12 protein-coding genes are annotated in these 17,238 nt (G+C 58.9%); 4 read left to right on the top strand and 8 right to left on the bottom strand.

Annotated features, from left to right (window positions below; genetic code table 11):
- Window positions 1-235 precede the first annotated feature (235 nt).
- The gene (locus tag AC1DXO_RS10730) at window positions 236-1,114 is read left to right on the top strand and encodes a hypothetical protein (RefSeq protein WP_476978132.1); all 879 of its coding nucleotides are present in this window, start codon (window positions 236-238) and stop codon (window positions 1,112-1,114) included.
- A 37-nt stretch (window positions 1,115-1,151) separates the two neighbouring features.
- Here the strand turns inward: AC1DXO_RS10730 and AC1DXO_RS10725 are convergent, their stop codons facing one another.
- Window positions 1,152-3,002: a HipA domain-containing protein gene (locus tag AC1DXO_RS10725; RefSeq protein ID WP_476978131.1), complete on the bottom strand. Its 1,851-nt coding sequence runs from the start codon at window positions 3,000-3,002 to the stop codon at window positions 1,152-1,154.
- Window positions 2,999-3,361 carry a helix-turn-helix domain-containing protein gene (locus AC1DXO_RS10720; RefSeq protein ID WP_476978130.1) on the bottom strand — a complete coding sequence of 121 codons (363 nt, stop codon included), beginning with the start codon at window positions 3,359-3,361 and terminating at the stop codon, window positions 2,999-3,001. The genes AC1DXO_RS10725 and AC1DXO_RS10720 overlap by 4 nt, the downstream gene beginning before the upstream one ends.
- 872 nt (window positions 3,362-4,233) lie before the next feature.
- Between AC1DXO_RS10720 and AC1DXO_RS10715 the strand changes: the two genes are divergently transcribed.
- Together AC1DXO_RS10715 and AC1DXO_RS10710 are read left to right on the top strand one after the other, a co-directional pair.
- Complete coding sequence (locus AC1DXO_RS10715; RefSeq protein WP_476978129.1) at window positions 4,234-5,772, top strand: amidohydrolase family protein; 1,539 nt, start codon at window positions 4,234-4,236, stop codon at window positions 5,770-5,772.
- Between the two features lie 35 nt (window positions 5,773-5,807).
- A complete protein-coding gene (locus AC1DXO_RS10710) occupies window positions 5,808-7,121 on the top strand; it encodes an alpha/beta hydrolase family protein (RefSeq protein ID WP_476978128.1) in 1,314 nt (437 codons plus the stop codon).
- Between the two features lie 21 nt (window positions 7,122-7,142).
- On the opposite strand, the gene AC1DXO_RS10705 is transcribed toward AC1DXO_RS10710, so the two are convergent.
- On the bottom strand, window positions 7,143-7,991 hold the full coding sequence (locus AC1DXO_RS10705; RefSeq protein WP_476978127.1) for a hypothetical protein: 849 nt from the start codon (window positions 7,989-7,991) through the stop codon (window positions 7,143-7,145).
- A gap of 139 nt (window positions 7,992-8,130) precedes the next feature.
- On the bottom strand, window positions 8,131-9,021 hold the full coding sequence (locus tag AC1DXO_RS10700) for a LysR substrate-binding domain-containing protein (RefSeq protein ID WP_476978126.1): 891 nt from the start codon (window positions 9,019-9,021) through the stop codon (window positions 8,131-8,133).
- Window positions 9,022-9,104: 83 nt separating this feature from the next.
- Between AC1DXO_RS10700 and AC1DXO_RS10695 the strand changes: the two genes are divergently transcribed.
- Complete coding sequence (locus AC1DXO_RS10695; protein ID WP_476978125.1) at window positions 9,105-10,574, top strand: erythromycin esterase family protein; 1,470 nt, start codon at window positions 9,105-9,107, stop codon at window positions 10,572-10,574.
- Between the two features lie 51 nt (window positions 10,575-10,625).
- Here the strand turns inward: AC1DXO_RS10695 and AC1DXO_RS10690 are convergent, their stop codons facing one another.
- From AC1DXO_RS10690 to AC1DXO_RS10675, 4 genes are all read right to left on the bottom strand, one after another.
- A complete protein-coding gene (locus AC1DXO_RS10690; RefSeq protein WP_476978124.1) occupies window positions 10,626-11,894 on the bottom strand; it encodes a spinster family MFS transporter in 1,269 nt (422 codons plus the stop codon).
- Window positions 11,895-12,407: 513 nt separating this feature from the next.
- Window positions 12,408-14,723: a TonB-dependent receptor gene (locus tag AC1DXO_RS10685; RefSeq protein ID WP_476978123.1), complete on the bottom strand. Its 2,316-nt coding sequence runs from the start codon at window positions 14,721-14,723 to the stop codon at window positions 12,408-12,410.
- A 53-nt stretch (window positions 14,724-14,776) separates the two neighbouring features.
- Window positions 14,777-15,592, bottom strand: a complete 816-nt coding sequence (locus AC1DXO_RS10680) for an SDR family NAD(P)-dependent oxidoreductase (protein WP_476978122.1) — start codon at window positions 15,590-15,592, stop codon at window positions 14,777-14,779.
- A gap of 330 nt (window positions 15,593-15,922) precedes the next feature.
- Window positions 15,923-17,158 (bottom strand): glycosyltransferase family 4 protein, encoded by a 1,236-nt coding sequence (locus tag AC1DXO_RS10675; protein WP_476978121.1) that lies wholly within the window; start codon window positions 17,156-17,158, stop codon window positions 15,923-15,925.
- Between the last annotated feature and the right edge of the window lie 80 nt (window positions 17,159-17,238).

Genomic DNA, 17,238 nt, shown 5'->3' with positions numbered 1-17,238 from the left:
TAATATGAAGATCCGACAACCCCCGAACAGGGGGGTATGGACGTAATGGCTGTCAGGGGTTTTTCAGCAACTGTCGCTACTTATAGCTGATCCGGTTCATATTCGGTATCAGGTTGACGGTTTGGCCTTTCCAAGTAATGGTCCCCGTAAGTATGTCGGGCAAACTTCCCACTCCGTTAGACTCGTGTCGCCCACGAGTTTAAGGGCAACGGAGGTGTCCCGAGACGGATCGCCAATGAACGCCATCATTCAACCGGATCACAACCTCAGTCAGGTTGCCGCCTTCTTCGCTGCCCTTACGGAGATCGACCGGACAGCCGAGCTGTTACGTTTCTCCTATGTGGCACTGAAGAAGGGGGAGACATGGCACTTGTACCGTGGCCGGCTCGATTTCAATCCCGTGCCCCGGCAGACTGAACCGCCACGCATAGCTTCCGATTTTGTACGTTCCGGGACGATCAATCTTCGCGACATTGGGGTCACGCCTGAGGCGCTGTTGGATCAATTGTTCGCGGACGCCCTCTCCCTCCCCGACGGCGATTATGAATTCGCCAAGGGCGACGGATCGCACCACACGGTTTTCGACAGGCCCGACTTCAACGGGAACAGTCTGAACCAAACGGTCGAGCACAGATTGCAGATCGCCGGACAGCAGGACCACAAGGTGATCGACTATTCGGCGGTCAAACTCGACCTGAAAGGCGTGACTGATTTTCATGGCAGCCTGGACAAATTGCTCCGACTTTACGGTTTGAGAGCCGAAGGTCCGGTCCAGGATTTTGGCGCGGCCCTGGTCTGGTTCGTAAGGTTGCCGATCGCGGAATTGACGCGCCATGACAAGAAACAGGCGGGGGCCGAGATTGAAATTAGGACTCGGAGCGGGTTCGCTCCGGAACAGGTTTCGCTCGGTGTCAGCTATCACTACCGTGATGAAGAAGCACCCGCTCTGACATTGAATAGTGGCGCCTTTCGATGGACGAGTGAAAAGTCCGGAAGCCGGGGCGTCATGCGGTTGGTCTTGCCCGAGCCGACTAAGGTGGAACTTGTCGTCATGCACAACGGCAAGCCCCAACATATAGCCCGTCCGAACGCGGAATCGGATACGTTCAATTGAATGCTGCGGGCCCTATCTGTCTTTCAAACGACCAAGACTATTCGCCGTCGTGGCGCATATAGTCCAACAGCGCGGTCCGGCTGGCGATATGTCGGACGGTGACGCGCATATGCTCGCCTGACGCATCTTCCAACTCGATGGGCTCGTCCACTGTAAACGGTGTCGGCTGAGGCTTTCCGCTGTCGATCGCTATGTTGTCGGCATAGAGATAGGTGCGATTGCTTGTATCCAGGATAGGGTTCAGCCGACCGGCCAGGCCCGGTATGTTGCCGGTCGAATGGACGATCAGCGAACCGGTGCCCGCCTCATCCCGGACGACGATCGATACAGGCAAATTTGGGTCGACCCTATCGACGATCTCGCCCGGATGATTTCCATGGGCGATGAGAAGGGTAAAGGGGCCCTTGGTCGGCACATCTATCTGACAAAGGCCCAAAGCATTGGTTGTCCCTTCGATCGTCGTGCCATTGCCGGCTTGAAGTACAACCTCCGCCCCGACAACAGGCCTTCCGCTGGTGTCACGTACCGACAAAGCGAAGGCTTCAAGTGCCTTTCCCCGGCGCGCCTGTCGTTCGCCCGGAATCGGTAGCACCAGTTCGCGGCGCATTGTGTTGCGTATGCGCCGGAGGCTGTCGTCATCGACGCCGGCCTGACGCGCCAGATCGGGCCAGGTTTCCACCACGTCATGAAGCTCGCGGACCAGCTTTTCGGCGGGCGGCCGCTTCAAGCCGCAGAATTCGCCGAAATCGAGCAGGTCGCTCAGATGGAAGCCGTCACGTTTTCCGTTGAGACTCATCTGGTGCATGCTGGTCCAGGGGCCGGACGGATTATAGGCGTAGCAGATATCAAAGGCCGGCGACAAACGCCACTCGCCTTTCCGGTTCATCAGGAAGGCGATGTTCTTGACGTGGTCATCCTGATTTCGGATGAGGATGTTGAACACAGCGCGACGGAATTGCTGCTCGATATCGTACTGCGGCAGGGCAAGCATGCGGATGGTTTCAACAGCCTGCTCATAAGAATAGGCGCCGGCCGCATTGAAGTCGTAGTGGCGCATGGCCGCCAGGGATTGCATGTGGATCTTCTGGCCAGTCTCGGCCCTGTCGAACCGGTGGGTCATGAAGTGGGCGCGCCCCCCTTCCAGATGTAGGCGACACTCGGTCATGTCGATGCCGGCGGCCTTGGCCAGGAGATAGAAGCTGTATTCGATCCGCCCGAAGCCCTGAGGATCGGCTAGTTCCTTGTCCTTGTTGTTGCTGATGCCGTCGAACTTCACAAGCCAGTAGGTGAAGCCCTCGCCGGCCTCGATCTGTCCGGACCGAAACTCCCCGCTCTTGGGGTTCCAGGCGAGTACGGCCTTCGCTCTTGCGCCGCCGGCGGAGGTGCCGACACGCAGGATGTCCTGCAAGGTTTCATGGTCGTCCTTGCCGGTGAGCACGCCGGACAATTGCTGCCGGTTGTTCAGGACCAGGTTGGCGAGGGTGACCAGGGCATCGATCTCGACGGCGCGCGACCCCTTTTGGTCCTGGGCAATGACCGGGTGGAACTCAAGAGCACCCATGCCGCGCGTTCCTATGTAGCAAAGGCGTTCGACCGGATTGAAACTGGCGGCAGAGCGGCTTTGCTGGGCAAGCCACGCATCAATCAGAGCGTTTCCGAACTTATCAGGTAAGGAGTCTGCGAGCATGCCGGGCAGTCCCTTGAAAGCATCCCGCGACAAGCTCGGAAACTCGTAAGGATCGGCGATCAGCGGCATCGTCACCGGCGCAAGCTGGATGCCGCTGGCTAGGAAGTTGGGTTCATACTGAAAGACACCGATCTGACGATCGCTGAGCCAACTGACTGCACCGATATTCTTGCCCCATAGGCGGACGTGGGCGTCGGTCATTCGTCATCATCTCCCCATGCCCATTCGGAAGCGGGCTTGGTCTCGGCCTGTATGGGCCGCGCGCGTTGACGTTCACGCCCCTGCAGCTTGACCCGTTCGATCGGTCGGACGACCGGGTCTGGCAGCATGGCCAGAAGGTTCGATTCCATATTGAGGGCCAGGAGCACCCGGATAAAGGAGTCGAGGGAAGCGCCTTCGCCGGCTTCCAGCCGGGCAAGGGTTCGAGACGACGCCCCGGTTACCTTTGCGAGTTGGTCGCGCGTCAGGTTGCGGCTTAGCCGTAGCCTGGCAAGACGCTCGCCGAGCTGCGCTTCCAGGTGGCTTACGCTTTCAATGATGCGGTCTGGATTAGTGGACATATCTGGCACATTAGAGGGAATTTTGGGCATTAACATGCCACATTTGACATCTTATATGCAAGATATGATAACAGCCGGTGAAGGAAGCGAACCTCTATAACGCATATAACACGCCAATAATGGCACGTTAAGCTCAAATTCATCGCTTAAGATGCCATATTTGACACATTAAACTACAGGCATTTCACAGCGAGGACCCTAGCCGCTGAGCCCTGTTCCGTCATCGCCGGTGACATGGGCCTCATCGGTGAAATCGAGCGATATGCCAATGCACACGCAAATATTTCGTCTTACGTTCGATATAGAGGAACGCAAATTTCGGTGACGCCATAAGGATTGCAAAATTAATCCGGTCAATCGACCTGGATTTCGTGCTGATGAAACGCGGTCAAACGCATCCAGACTCTAGGGCGTAGCGAAGACGGGCCGTTGCGTCGTAAACTTGACGGTAGACCATGTCACATAGCTATCGTACCGGCGCAGAGCCGGATTTGACGTAAGTACGGCCTCTCCCAACGTCTCATAGGCCTCCAGAGACGGTGCCGTGACGACCATCACAAATCATACTGCCCCGCGACGGAATAGCATTGCAGGACATCCGGGTCCGATCGCATCTGGTCACGAAAAGCCTGGTATGCCGTCACCGACTCTTCACGAAAGAAAATGCAAGCCAAAATTGTGATGCCGGCGTCCACGACATTGCCAGGGATCACGACCCCCGCGGCAATAATACCGCTACTCCGCAAGGCCCCGTTTCGTAGGCATTCGATGTGCCGGGGGCGATCAAATCGTGAAATTACAAAAGTTTAATACTTTTTTTTGCATCCGATATGGCCCGTTGTCGCCTCTTCAATATGCAAGAAGGCGTACGGATGGTCGAGCAACTGCAGGTTTCAGTAAATTGGAACCAACCGGACGAACTTCATACAAGATCGAGGGGCTGGATATTCATGTTACAAACGCTACGCATTGCATTGCTTTTTCTTATGGTCGGAGGCCTGCCAGGCGGCGTTCACGCAGCTCCGCAAAAGCATGCGGATTTCGTTTTTGACCACGTCACCGTCATCCCGATGACCCGGGAAATCGCGCAACCCGATATGTCTGTCGTGGTGCGCGACGGCACAATAGTTGCGATCGTAAAGGGCCGCAAAGCCAGCCGTTACCGGTCCGCAAAACATATCGACGGCAGCGGAAAATATCTGATGCCCGGATTGTCGGATATGCACGTCCATCTGCGCATGCCGCCGCAAGATTTTTTCGACCTCAACCTGGCGTCCGGCGTCACAACCGTCTTCAATATGGGATTGGCCGACGGTGACGGCAAAATTGACCACCTCGCCCTGCGCGCCAGCCTGGCGGCGGGAACTATGGATGGTCCTCGTTATCTGGTCAGCGGCCCGCAACTTGAAAGCTGGAACGTCAAGTCACTGGATGACGTCAACAAGACCTTGCAGGAAGCCACTGAACGCCACTTCGACGCCATCAAGATTCACGGTGATTTTTCACCGGAGCTCTATGACGCCCTGATCACCGGCGCACGCCAACGCGGCTTCCGTATACGGGGGCATGGCCAGCATATGATGCCACTGTCCCAAACGCTTCGCATGGATTGCGTCGAGCATATCGAGGAATTGCTCTACATATCGCGCGATGCGACTTTCGGCGAAGAGGCGAAATTCGGTGTGGAAGAACCCGGAAATATCAATCATTTCCTGACGGCCTACTATCACAATATTTCCCGCCTGGAAGACCATGCTTACCGCGCTGAAGTCGTGAAGGATGTTGCCAAATCCGGTGTATATTGGGACCCGACAATCGTCATCTATTCCATAATCCCGACCTATATTTCGGATGAGTCCTTTGCGGCGCTCGCCAACGATCCGCGGCTCAAATATCTGCCGGAAAGCATGCGTCGCGAAAGCCTGGACAAAGACAAGAATGAATACCGCGTCGGTCTCGTCCCTGTTTTTTCGACCTTCCTTCAGTCCGTAGGCGATCATTCAAGTTTGAAGGCGCATTTCGATCATAACATTTCGAGCCTGCTCACCTTGACCAAGGAGCTTCACGACGCAGGCGTTCCCCTTCTGGTCGGTTCCGACGCTTTCGGCGCACTGGTTCCGGGATTTGCCCAGCACCAGGAAATGGAACTCTTTGTCAAAGCCGGCCTGACGCCTTATGAAACCCTGCAGGCGGCGACGGTCAACCCAGCCAAATACCTGGGAGAATACGATCACGCCGGCACCGTGGAAGTCGGCAAACGCGCCGACTTTATTCTGCTTGGCGCAAACCCACTTGACGATATCCAGAATGCGGCAGATGTGCGCGGCGTGTTTACCCATGGGGAATGGTACTCAGCCGACGATTTACATATGCGGCTTGCCAGGGTGGCGAAGGACTCGCTCGTTAATTAGAGCGCCAAAAGAAAAGATCGGGGGAGTATTCTATCTTGCGCCATTCAATAAAAAACATGCGCCATGTCATAACAGCCGCACTGCTCATCCTGGCAGCCGCCACACCGGCGCACTCAGCCGGGGCTGATTGCGAAGCCGGCGCCTACGGAGCGCCGGATCAGGATATTGTGGTACTGGAGCCAAAGGACTGGATAGCGTCCCCTGGGATGGGCTATCTGATTTTGGACGGTCGGTACGGAAGTACGCTGTCCCCAGCGAGTCCCGTCACGTGCGGGGCGGGATATGTTGTCCTGAAGACCGAAAACGCTGAACAGATCCGCCTTGAGAAGAGAGATTTCAAACGGACGCGCGAAGAGATTCCGGTGGCCGGTGCCGTTCTTGTCGGGAATTTGCTTGAGCCGGTGGGGCAAGGTACTCACCCTGTCCGGCCTCTGGTCGTGATGGTCCATGGCTCGGAAACCGAACCGGCGATCGACAATAACCGCGCCTATTTGCTGGCGGCGCAAGGGGTGACGGTCTTCACCTATGATAAAAGGGGCACCGGGCAATCCGGCGGGTTTTACACGCAAAATTTCGAGCTGCTGGCTGACGACGCCGCGGCGGCGATGAAGCATGCCCAAACCCTGGCCGGCGGTCGCTTCGACAGGTCCGGATATTGGGGGCAAAGCCAGGGTGGCTGGGTGGCGCCCCTGGCAGCGACGCGGTCGAAGGTCGACTTTGTCGCTGTCGGATTTGGCCTGGTCTCCTCGCCGATCGACGAGGATCTCGACCAAATGCTTTTGGAAGCGCAAACCCTGGGGCTCAACGACCACGACAAAGCGCAGATAAAACGATTGTCGCAAGCCACGGCAAAGATCGTTTCGTCACATTTCACATCTGGCTTCGAGGTGCTGGATAAACTGCGCAAGGAAGCCGGCGTCGAAAAATGGGCCCGCCTGGTCAACGGGGAATATAGCGGAGACATGCTGCGAATGAGCGACAACGATCTTCGTCGCGTTGGCCGCGCTGTATTCGATAATCTGGAGATCATATGGAACTACGATTCAACATCCGTTTTGAACCAGTTGAAAACTCCCCTGCTCTGGACGATCGCCGAGAAAGATCGGGAAGCGCCAATAAATGAGACGGTGGCTTCGTTGAGGGGATTCCAAAAACAGGGGAAGCCGTTCGACGTTTACGTGTTCCCGGACACCGACCACGGCATGTATGAGTTTGTTGAAAAACCTGACGGAAGCCGCAGCAACACGCGCGTCACGGACGGGTATTTCAGGCTCATAGGCGACTGGATAATTGGCAGGACAGAGGGTCCTTACGGGCGTGGTCGTTCGCTGTCCGGCAAACAAGAGTAAAACGGAAACAGACGGCGGGCGCTATTTCAGCTTGCCGGCGGCATTGTCGAGCACCACCTCGGACAGCACGGCTGAGTCGGCTGTGTCGGGCAGGTGCGAACAGAAGCCGATGCCGACATAGAAGGGCCCGTCCATATGAAGCGTGATCGGTGGACCGAACTGGTGCATCGGTTCGCCTTCAAGGCTGACAAAAAGCGCAAAGGAATCGCCGTGTTTTTCGATGCCGATGCGCTTCGCCGTGACGAGGACGAGGCTATCGGGGCTGGCGCCGCCGGGGCGGCCGCGACCGCCGATGCGATATTCCATGTCCTTGACGCGCGCGCCCTTTTCGGGACGTTGCGCCAGATGGATCATGCCGCCACCGTGCAACGCGACAATGGCCTCTTTCGAGTCGTCATCCAGGCTCTGGCGAATGATCAGGACGGCCTTGCGGTCCTCATAGCCCGGATTCGGGAAGGCGATATCGGCGGCCAGAGACACGTCGCCCGACATGGGTTTCCACAGATAATGGAACTCGTCACGCGTATACCAGATATTGTAGCCGGCCGAGGTGATCGAATAGGCCTTTGCAACCGGATCAAAGCTGGCGCTGCCGGCCACCATGGGGCCTCCGACATCCGACTGCCCGTCGAAAATGCCGATCGGTTCCATGACCGTCGTCGTGGGCCGGTGAAAGTCGCCGGGGGGTGCCACCTGCACATGCGTGGCCGAGCCAGGCTGGGCCCAGGCCGGCGCCTGGCCGGGCGATGCGGCTGGGGGTGGGTCGGCGGCATCGACGCTTGTGGCCAGGACGGAGACAGCGATCATGACCGCGTAGGGCACGGCACCGATCGCCTGTCGCAGCGCGGGCCTGATAAGGCGGAAATCCATGAGCACGTCCTCCTCTTTCGCTTGCTTTTGTGTCCGGCGCTGTCAGAGACTATCAGTAACGCCATCAGAATTGCAAAATTAAACGCGTCGAGCGGACGAAGGCAATATCTGTTAAGGGGTTCGATACAGTCATTTCGCCCTAGACATTTTGGTCGTGCGAAACCTCGTCAAGCAACCAGTCCCGCAGGCATAGCGTTCTGCTCAACCGCGGCCGATCGGCATGCCAAACGAAGAAATAACTCCACGGGCTCTCTACCTCCGCGCCGAGCGGTCGGATCAGTCGGCCGCTCTTTAGATCGTCCTCAACCAGAATATCGCGCGCCAACGCTACGCCAGCGCCCTCAGCCGCCGCGTCGAGCATTAAGGAGGAATCGTCGAACATCATCCCCTCGTTAGCGGCCGGCGGATATCCGAGCGCGTGGAACCAGTGCGACCATGACCATAGAGGATGTGTGTGCCGCAGAAGCGGCAAGTTATAAAGATCCGTAATGTGCGCCAACGGACGGGATCGCATGAACGCACGACTACACACCGGGAAAAATCGGACGGGAAACAGGCGCTCGGCTTTAAGTCCTGGCCAGGATCCTTCGCCGTAACGTATCGCACCGTCGATACCGTCACCAACAAAGTTCTCGAGCCGATTTTCAAGGCGTAAATCGAGATCGTGTTCGCCCGTCTCCGCGGACAAGCGCATCAGGCGGGGCAAAAGCCACCGCCGGGCGAAGCCCTGCTCCAGCGAGATAACCAAAGGCTCGCGGCCCTGACCTGGCCCTGCCTCCTCAATCACGCGCCCGAGCAAAACGAGGGCAGCCGCAACGCCTACCGCAATTCTGGAAGCTGCCGGCAGCGGCTCCATTTCGTTGCCTCGCCTCTGGAAAAGAGGTACCGCCAATTGCTCCTCCAACCGGCGTATTTGTTGGCTGATTGCGCCATGGGTGACATTCAGCTCGTCTGCAGCGCGACTATAGCTACGATGCCGCACCGCCGCTTCCAGGGCGCGAAAAGCTACGAGGGGCGGTAAGGTTGGCATGCCTTAGTTGTTAGCATTTCTAACAACTTTCCGAAATAAAAAATCGTTGGCTACGTCCTGCCATTCACCCCTACCTTATGCCCATGACCCGTTCTACCGCCCCCTTGAACCGACGTGCCATTATAGCCCGGATCAGCGCTACTGCACTGATGGGAGCATCTGGATTTGCCTCGCCCTCTGCGTCGCAATCAACATATTCGCTTCGAGACTGGCTTGTAACTAACGCAAAAGCTGTCGGGACAATTGATCCTCTGGATGAGGACTTCGGTGATCTAGAGCCTCTCGCGGCAGCGATAGGAAATGCCCGCGTCGTCCAATTGGGCGAACCCAGCCACAACGCGGGAAGCTGTTTCGCTGCAAAGGCCCGGATAATTAAGTTTCTCCACCAACGACTCAGTTTCGAGGTCGTGATCTGGGAATCAGGAATTTATGACGTTGAGCTTGTCGAGGCCGCCCTGCGCGCAGGTGAGGAGCCAGCAGCGGCGGCGCAACGCGGCATTATGCGCAACTGGTCGGGGAGCCAGGAGTGTCGCCCGCTCTTTTCCTATGCGCAGCAGAGTCACGCAACGACCCGCCCCATCGCTATGGCCGGATTCGATTCCGCAATGTCATCTCCGTTCACGAACTTTGCCGCCGAGCTCCGAACCTACATTGCCTCACTCAAGCGCAAGAGTCTGAGGAGGCAGGGAGAAAAAATAACAGAGGCGTTGATCCAGTCTTTCATTCCACTCACAAGTTATGCCGAAGCCCGCGACGCGCTCGAGATTGAGCTTACAGAAATACTCGGGAAGGCGCATGAGGACGCAGTTGCGCGATGGGAGACTGAAGTCGGCGCGGCGTTACGTCCCAACCACCAGACGCTGACGCGATTTGAAGCGGCGCAATCCAGGGCGGCGGAGTTCCTACGCGCTCACAAGACGGAACTCTCGAACATCGTCGGAGCCCGACGCAGCGGCTTTATGGAGCGCGTGGTTGAGAGCCTCGCCGCGCGCGGTGCCGATCTTTACGAAAGGTTTGGCACGGATGTAACACCGTCAACCGACGGAGGCCTTTCTATGCAGAACCGGCGCGATGCCTGCAATGCCGAAAACCTGCGCTGGCTAATCGAGCAAGGCTACCCCGGGCGCAAGATTGTCATCTGGGCGCACAATGCCCATGTGATGAACGCCTACTATGAAGCTCCCGCATGGAAGACGATCCGGCTCAGTCCGTCGCCAAATACAATGAAGCCGCATGGAGTGTTCCTCGCCGATTGGCTTGGGCGGGAACTCTATACGATCGGTTTTACCGCCTATGTTGGCGAAGATGGGTGGCAAGGCATTTGGACCTCGCCCATACCGGCGGCGCGCGTTGGTAGTATTGAAGACGAAATAAATTCGCTTGGCTACGCTTACGCCTTTGTCGACCTCCATGGCGGCAGCAATGAGCTGCGCGGCCCACAGACAATGAGGGCGCCGAAGTACGATGAGAATGACATTCCCTATCCGCCCCGCCTTTATGATGGCCTTTTCTTTATCGCTCACATGGCACGAGCTACGCTAATACCGTCTTGATAGAGTATCGGCGTTTGCTGTTAAGGCGTGTAACAAATTTCCAGAATAGCGTCAGTCGTGCCAGTCTTTCTTCATGCGCGTGGACGCAGCGATGAGCAGCAGGGCCGCCATAAGATAGAAGGCAAGGCCGGAGATAAAGCTGTATTTCATAGCTTCTGCGCCGAAATGCGGCGTCAGCACGTCCGACATCTTGCCGAAGAAGAAGGGCCCCAGGCCCAGGCCGATCAGGTTGTTGATCAGCAGGAAGAGGGCCGAAACCTGGCTGCGCGCATTGGCCGGTCCCAGATGCTGAACGGCCGTCAGAACCGGCCCAAGCCAGACCAGGCCCAGGGCCTGGGGGATAACGAACAGCCAGAAATTGTTCGGTGACGGGTGCGCCATGACCGCCCAGACATAGAGCGGGGCGGAGATCAGGAACGACACAGCCGGGATCAGCGGATAGACGGCGCGGCGGTTCTGCCCCAGGGCATCGGCCAGCCAGCCGCCCAGCGACATGCCGACGATGCCGCCGAAAAACAGCACCGCCGCCAGGAATTTCGATGTGTCGGCCAGGCCGAGGCCCAGTGTGCGCACCAGGAAGGACGGCAACCAGAACATCAGGCCGTAGCCGACCAGGGACGAACAGCCGGCGCCGAAGGAGAGGAACCAGAAGGCCGGTTTTTTGAACACCAAACCAGCAGTGGTCGCAATGCCGGGCGCCGCGACGACGGACTTGGCCCGGACGGGTTCGCGCACCAGCAGGCGGAAAATCGGTGCCAGCAGGACGCCGGCAGCGCCTATGGCGATGAAGGCGAAGCGCCAGTCAATCCGGCTGGCAACCAGGCCGCCGAAGAGGATGCCGGCGGCGCTGCCCAGAGGTATGCCGAACGAATAGACGGCCAGCGCGCGGGCGCGGGACTTGGGTGGGAAATAATCGGAGATCAGGCTGTAGGCCGGCGCCACACCACCGGCCTCGCCGATACCGACACCCATGCGCGCCATACATAGCTGCGGGAAGCTGGTCGCCATGCCACAAAATGCCGTAAAGCCTGACCACAGAGCCAGGGCGCCCGTCATGATCCAGACACGCGAAAAACGGTCGGCCAGCCAGGCGGCCGGTATGGCGAGGACGGAATAGACAAGACCGAACATCAGCCCGCCCAGCAGGCCGAGCTGCGTATCGGTGAGGTGGAACTCCGCCTTGATCGGCACGGCCAGGATGCTGAGAATCTGGCGGTCGAGGAAGTTCAGCGTATAGACGAGGATCAACAGGAACAGGATAAACCAGCGTCCGGTCGCGGCGGGCGGTGTGATGGACGGGGCTGGGACTGGGTCGGACATGGTTTTCCTCATTTTTACTATAGCGGCAGCTGATCTTGACTGTAACCAAAGAGCCCGCCCAGTCCCGGCAGTAGCCACGCTTCGCGGTCCGCGCCGAAAACGGGGCCATCATGTTCAAACATCTCTCGACATTTGACCCAGCAACAGGGGCCAGCAAGGTTGTCTCCCTCCTCCTTGTCGAGCGAAGCGAAGATGGGGAGGTGGCGGCGCAGCCCACGGAGGGGTATTTCTTGAAGCTTAGGTTTTCTCAGGTTTCGATACATGAACTTGTCAGTTGAGCATGTCGCAATGCCTGAACAGCTGACAGGTCGATGAAGTGACCCCTCCGGCGGCTGCGCCGCCACCTCCCCTTGCTTCGCACAGGGAGGAGGGCGATAAACCGTTCCAAGCCTGTGTTTTGTACACGCTCTCCCGGGGTGAACCCCTTAGGGAAATCGACTACCAGCGAACGTAGGACATTGACGCAGAAGGCGGCGGTGAGGTTCCTCACCGCCGCCCTGCACAGGTTTAACCCTAGTACTTGTAGCTAAGCGACACGGTCCAGGTCTTTGGCGGGCCGTAGAACGACGTCACCGAATTGCCGAAGCCGTTGGTCGGGAAGTTGTAGCCGCCGACCTTGTAGCGTTCGTCGCTCAGGTTGCGGCCATAGACGCCAAGCTTGTAATGGCCTTGCGGCGACGTCCAGCTGCCACCCAGGTTGTAGAGCCAAAAGGCCTTCTGATCGAGCAGCGGCACGGCAAATTCGAACATCTGCATATCCGAGCGGTAGCTGGCCTGGGGCGTGATAACCAGGGTGCCGCCGGCCACTTCACCGCGCCAGTTGAGGCCGAAGCTGTTGGACCATTCCGGCGTGTTCTGGAACTTGGCATTGGCCGCGATATTGGTCGTGACGCCGGTCGTTACGTTGTAGCTGTTGAACTCGTCATAGGTGGCCTTGATGTAGCCGATGGTGCTGTTCAGGCTCAGCGATGGCGTGATCTTCAGCGTGCCTTCGAACTCGAAGCCGTCCATATGCGCCTTGCCGGCGTTTTCGACCTGTGACGCAACCGTCGATCCGACCGTGGTCTGGCGGGTGATCTGGACGTCGGTATATTTCGACGAAAAGACGTCGGTGGCGAAGCTCAGGCGCTTGTCAAACAGGCTGCCTTTCAAGCCGAGCTCCATGGTGTTGACGCTTTCCGGTGCGTAGCCCTTGACCGTGCTTGGCGTCACCGAAGCGTCGCCGCGCATGTCGAAGCCACCCGACTTGAAGCCGGTCGAAATCGAGCCGTAGCCGGTGACATTCTTCGTAAAGGCATAGGAGATGGAGGCGCGCGGCGTAAAGGCCGAGAAGGTGCGATCATTGACGTAGTTGGTTTTCAGGTCGGGCGCCGCCGTCAGGAAGACAGTGCCGCCGAATTCCGGGCTGTGACGGCCATAATAGTTGGCCTTGTACACCGTGCCGGTCTTGTGGTCCTCGGTGTAGCGGCCGCCGAACGACAGGCTGAGCTTGTCATTGACCTTCAGGTTCGAGTCGAAGAAGGCGGCCCAGGATTGGGTCGTCACCTTTCCCTTGGTCAGGGCGGTCAGGCCGTTGGCGTATTTTACAAACGCCCCGCCGAAAGCGGCATAGGCATCATAGGTGCCCAGGCTGGTATCGAAGGCGCCGGCGGAAGCCGAATTGAGGTAGTACAGACCCGCCGTCGTGTTCCAGTGTTCGCCGCTATACAGGAGCTGCAATTCCTGCGTCGCCTGGCTGTCACCGTACCAGGCGCGAACATCCAGGGCATCGCGGGGCGTGCCGTCAAAATCGATAACGGTATCGGTGCGCCCCTTGCGGACAGCCGTGATCGACTTCACCGTCAGGCTGTCGCTGATCGTGTAGGCGAGCGTCGCCGAAGCGCCTTCGGTCTTGACGCTGTTCTTGTCGCCGATACCGGCATAGGTGTCGTAGACATCGTCGGTCGGCAGACCATATTTGGCATTGGCGCCGGTATAGAGGGTGGCGCCGAAAGCATCCTTGGCGACGGTTTCGCGATGGCCGTGGCGCGGATTGGAATTGTCAGTGAAGTTGTCATAGGCCATGCGTGCCGAAAAGGCGTCGTTCGGATGCCAGTCGGCGTTGAGGCGGTAGGCCAGGACGTCCTTGTCGTAGTGCTCAGCACCGGTATAGAGGTTCTTGCCGTAGCCGTCATGCTTTTCGCTGGCAACCGCGCCACCGATGGCAAACGTGCTGCCCAGCGGAACCGAGCCCGACAGGATGAGGTCCTGGTTGTTGTAGGACCCAAGATTGGCCTTGGCCTCGAACTCCGGCGCATTCGGGTTCAACGGCTTGGTGACATATTTGACCGCGCCGCCGATGGTGTTACGGCCGTAAAGTGTGCCCTGAGGACCGCGCAGGACTTCGACGCGCTGCACGTCATACAGATCGAGCACGGCGCCCTGGGGGCGGGCAATATAGACGTCGTCGACATAGAGACCGACGCCCGGTTCGAAGCCCCACAGCGGATCCTGCTGGCCGACGCCGCGGATAAAGGCAATCAGGGTCGAGTTCGAGCCGCGCGCCACCTGCAGCGTCAGGTTAGGTGTCGTCTGCTGCAGCGACGTAATGTCCGGCGCGCCGTTACGTCCGAGCTTTTCCGCCGAATATGTGGTGACGGCGATCGGCACGTCCTTCAGCGTTTCCTCGCGGCGACGGGCCGTGATGACAACTTCGACCTGGTCCTGGGACTGGGCCGCCGGCGCCGCGGTTTCCTGCGCGAAGGCCCCTGACGCGAAGACCCCGGGCGCGACGCCGAAGACACCGAGTGCGGCGCCGGTGAGTAGCTTAAGTCGGGTGGATGTTTTCATAGTTGTTCTCCCTAGATGTGTTGGCATTGTTTCTTTGGATTGACGCTTCAGGCTTATTGGGCGGTCCAGGCTCCATCTATCGGCAGGGCTGCACCGGTAATGTTGTGCGCCAGCGGAGAGGCCAGCCACAGGGCGAGCAGACCGATCTCGTCGGGTGACGACATGCGGCGGCTCGGTTGCTTGTCGCCCAGCAGGCTGGCGATACCGGCGGCGCGGTCGCCGCCATGACCCGCCGCACGGGCCGTTATCTGCGGCTCGATCAAGGCAGTTTGGGTCCAGCCAGGGCAAATGCAGTTGACCGTGACACCACCGCTTTCGCGGGTGCCGACGGCGGCGTATTCGAGGGCGGCGACGCGCGACAGGCCGACCAGGCCGAACTTCGAGGCGACGTAAGGCCCCTTTTCGGCCGAGGCGACCAGGCCGTGGACCGAGGCGATGTTGATGACCCGGCCATAACCGCGCGCCGCCATGCGCGGCAGGACGTGCCGCATGGTCAGCATGGCGCCGGTCAGGTTGACGGCCAGGATATCGTCCCAGGTCTCGTCGACGATGTCGGCAAAGGCGCTCGTCGCCTGCACGCCGGCATTGTTGACCAGGATGTCCAGTCCGCCGCCGCTCCACTCATCTACCGCCCTCATCAGGCCGGCGACCTGGGTACGGTCGCGCATGTCGGCCTCGAAAGCGCGCCCCGAAACCGGGGTTCCGGAAACTGCCGCCAAAGCTTCGCTCGAGTCGGCTTCGGCCGGTCCGTGGACGGCGACGCGGACACCGGCGCAGGCCAGGGCGCGGGCGACGGCCAGGCCGATCCCGGAGACCGAGCCGGTGACCAGAGCCGTTCGGCCGGTAAGGTAGCCGCCAGCGCCGGTCATGATGTCACCGTGGCAAGGCAGCGCGTAACGGCGGGCGCATAGAGCTTTAGCCGCCCATCCGCGCTCGAGTACGCCACATCCTGAAAGTCCGTCCCTGCCACTGCGCCCTGTCTTTTCCGGGAGGCAGGCTGGTGGCGCGCCTTGGAAAAGGCGTCACCGTAGTCCTGGGCTCCATGCTGCCGGATCATGGTAAATTCGGCTTGCGTATTTTCATTCATAATTTTTCAACGGACGTTGAAAGTCAATGAATAGTTTCAACAGTCGTTGAATTTTAAAATGGGTGTGCTTTTTGTAGCGGGGAAAACGTCAGCGGAATACCGTCTGGAAAGGCTAGGCTAACGCGGCTTTCGGCGGCAGAATCGGTTTGCCGCTCATCTGCTCGATCAGTTTCAATTGCTGCGGCAGGCAGGTCTGCAGGTCGTAGCGGCCAACGATGGTAGCGCGCGCGGCGTTGCGCAGGCGTACGACATCGCGGTCTTCCATCGCGCGCACCACGGTCTCGACCAGTTGGTGCGGGTCAAAGAAATCGGTCAGCCAGCCGTTTTCACCGTGTTTCAGGACCTCGCGCACGGGGGCCGTGTCCGATCCGATCATCAGGCAGCCCGAGGCCATGGCCTCCATGAACGACCACGACAGCACGAAGGGATAGGTCAGGTAGATATGGGCCGTTGAGACCTGCAGCAGGGCGATAAAGCGATCATAAGGTAAGTGCCCTAGAAAATGTACCCGGTCCGACACAACACCTGTTTCCTTCAGCAGAACATCCTTCCAGGTGCCGCCTTCCTTCGGCGCCGAACCGTAGGACACACCGGTCGCGCCGGCGATCAGGACCTGGGCGTTCGGACGCGCCTTCAACAGGTTTGGCAAGGCGCGCATGAAGGTCGGAAAGCCGCGATAGGGTTCGAGATTGCGCGCCACATAGGTGATGACCTCGTCCTTCGGGGTCAGTATGCGGCCGTCAGGCAGGGCGAAAGCGGCTTTTGGATTCGGCCGCGCCTTGTAGGTGTCGACACCGTCGAACATGACGTCGATGCGGTCGAGATAGGCGGCGGGGTGGCGCGATTTCTGCCACTGGGTCGGGCTCCAGCCGCGATCGCACAGATCAAGACTGAGCAGCAGGTGAGCGTTGCGCGCCCGTATCCGGCATTGATCGTCAAAGGTGACTTCGACCGACGGATCGAAGCCGAAATCGGCACCGGTGGCCGAATAGTAGAACTCGCAATAGCTGAGCAGCGGCGTATGGGGAAAGGTTTCCTTGACGAACAGCGTCTCGCCCCAGCCAGGATGGGCGATGATCAGGTCGGGACGGAAGCGTTCCTGGACCAGTTGCTGGCACAGCCGCGCCACGCCCTGACCGTGCAGAAGGCCGTTCTCGAACTGGCGCATATAGTGGTGGGTCGACGGCCTGACCTGGCGGTGCGGGGTATAGACCAGCTTGCGGACACCCGGAATATTGACGGTTTTTTGCTTGGTGAGAAAGACGATTTCATGACCGGCATCGGCCAGAAGCGGCACCAGGTGCTTGAACTGACCCGGCATGTTCTGGTGGATGAAGAGCAGTTTCATGCGGCATGAGATAGCGTGGTCTGCATCCGCCTTGTCAAGTGCGCCGGCGCATTCCCGCCGGGATTACAGGGTTTGTCATT

It is taken from the genome of Asticcacaulis sp. P2_C5 (assembly GCF_056404555.1).
Note: the sequence above shows the minus strand (reverse complement) of the source record. Positions and strands in the feature narration are given on the sequence as shown.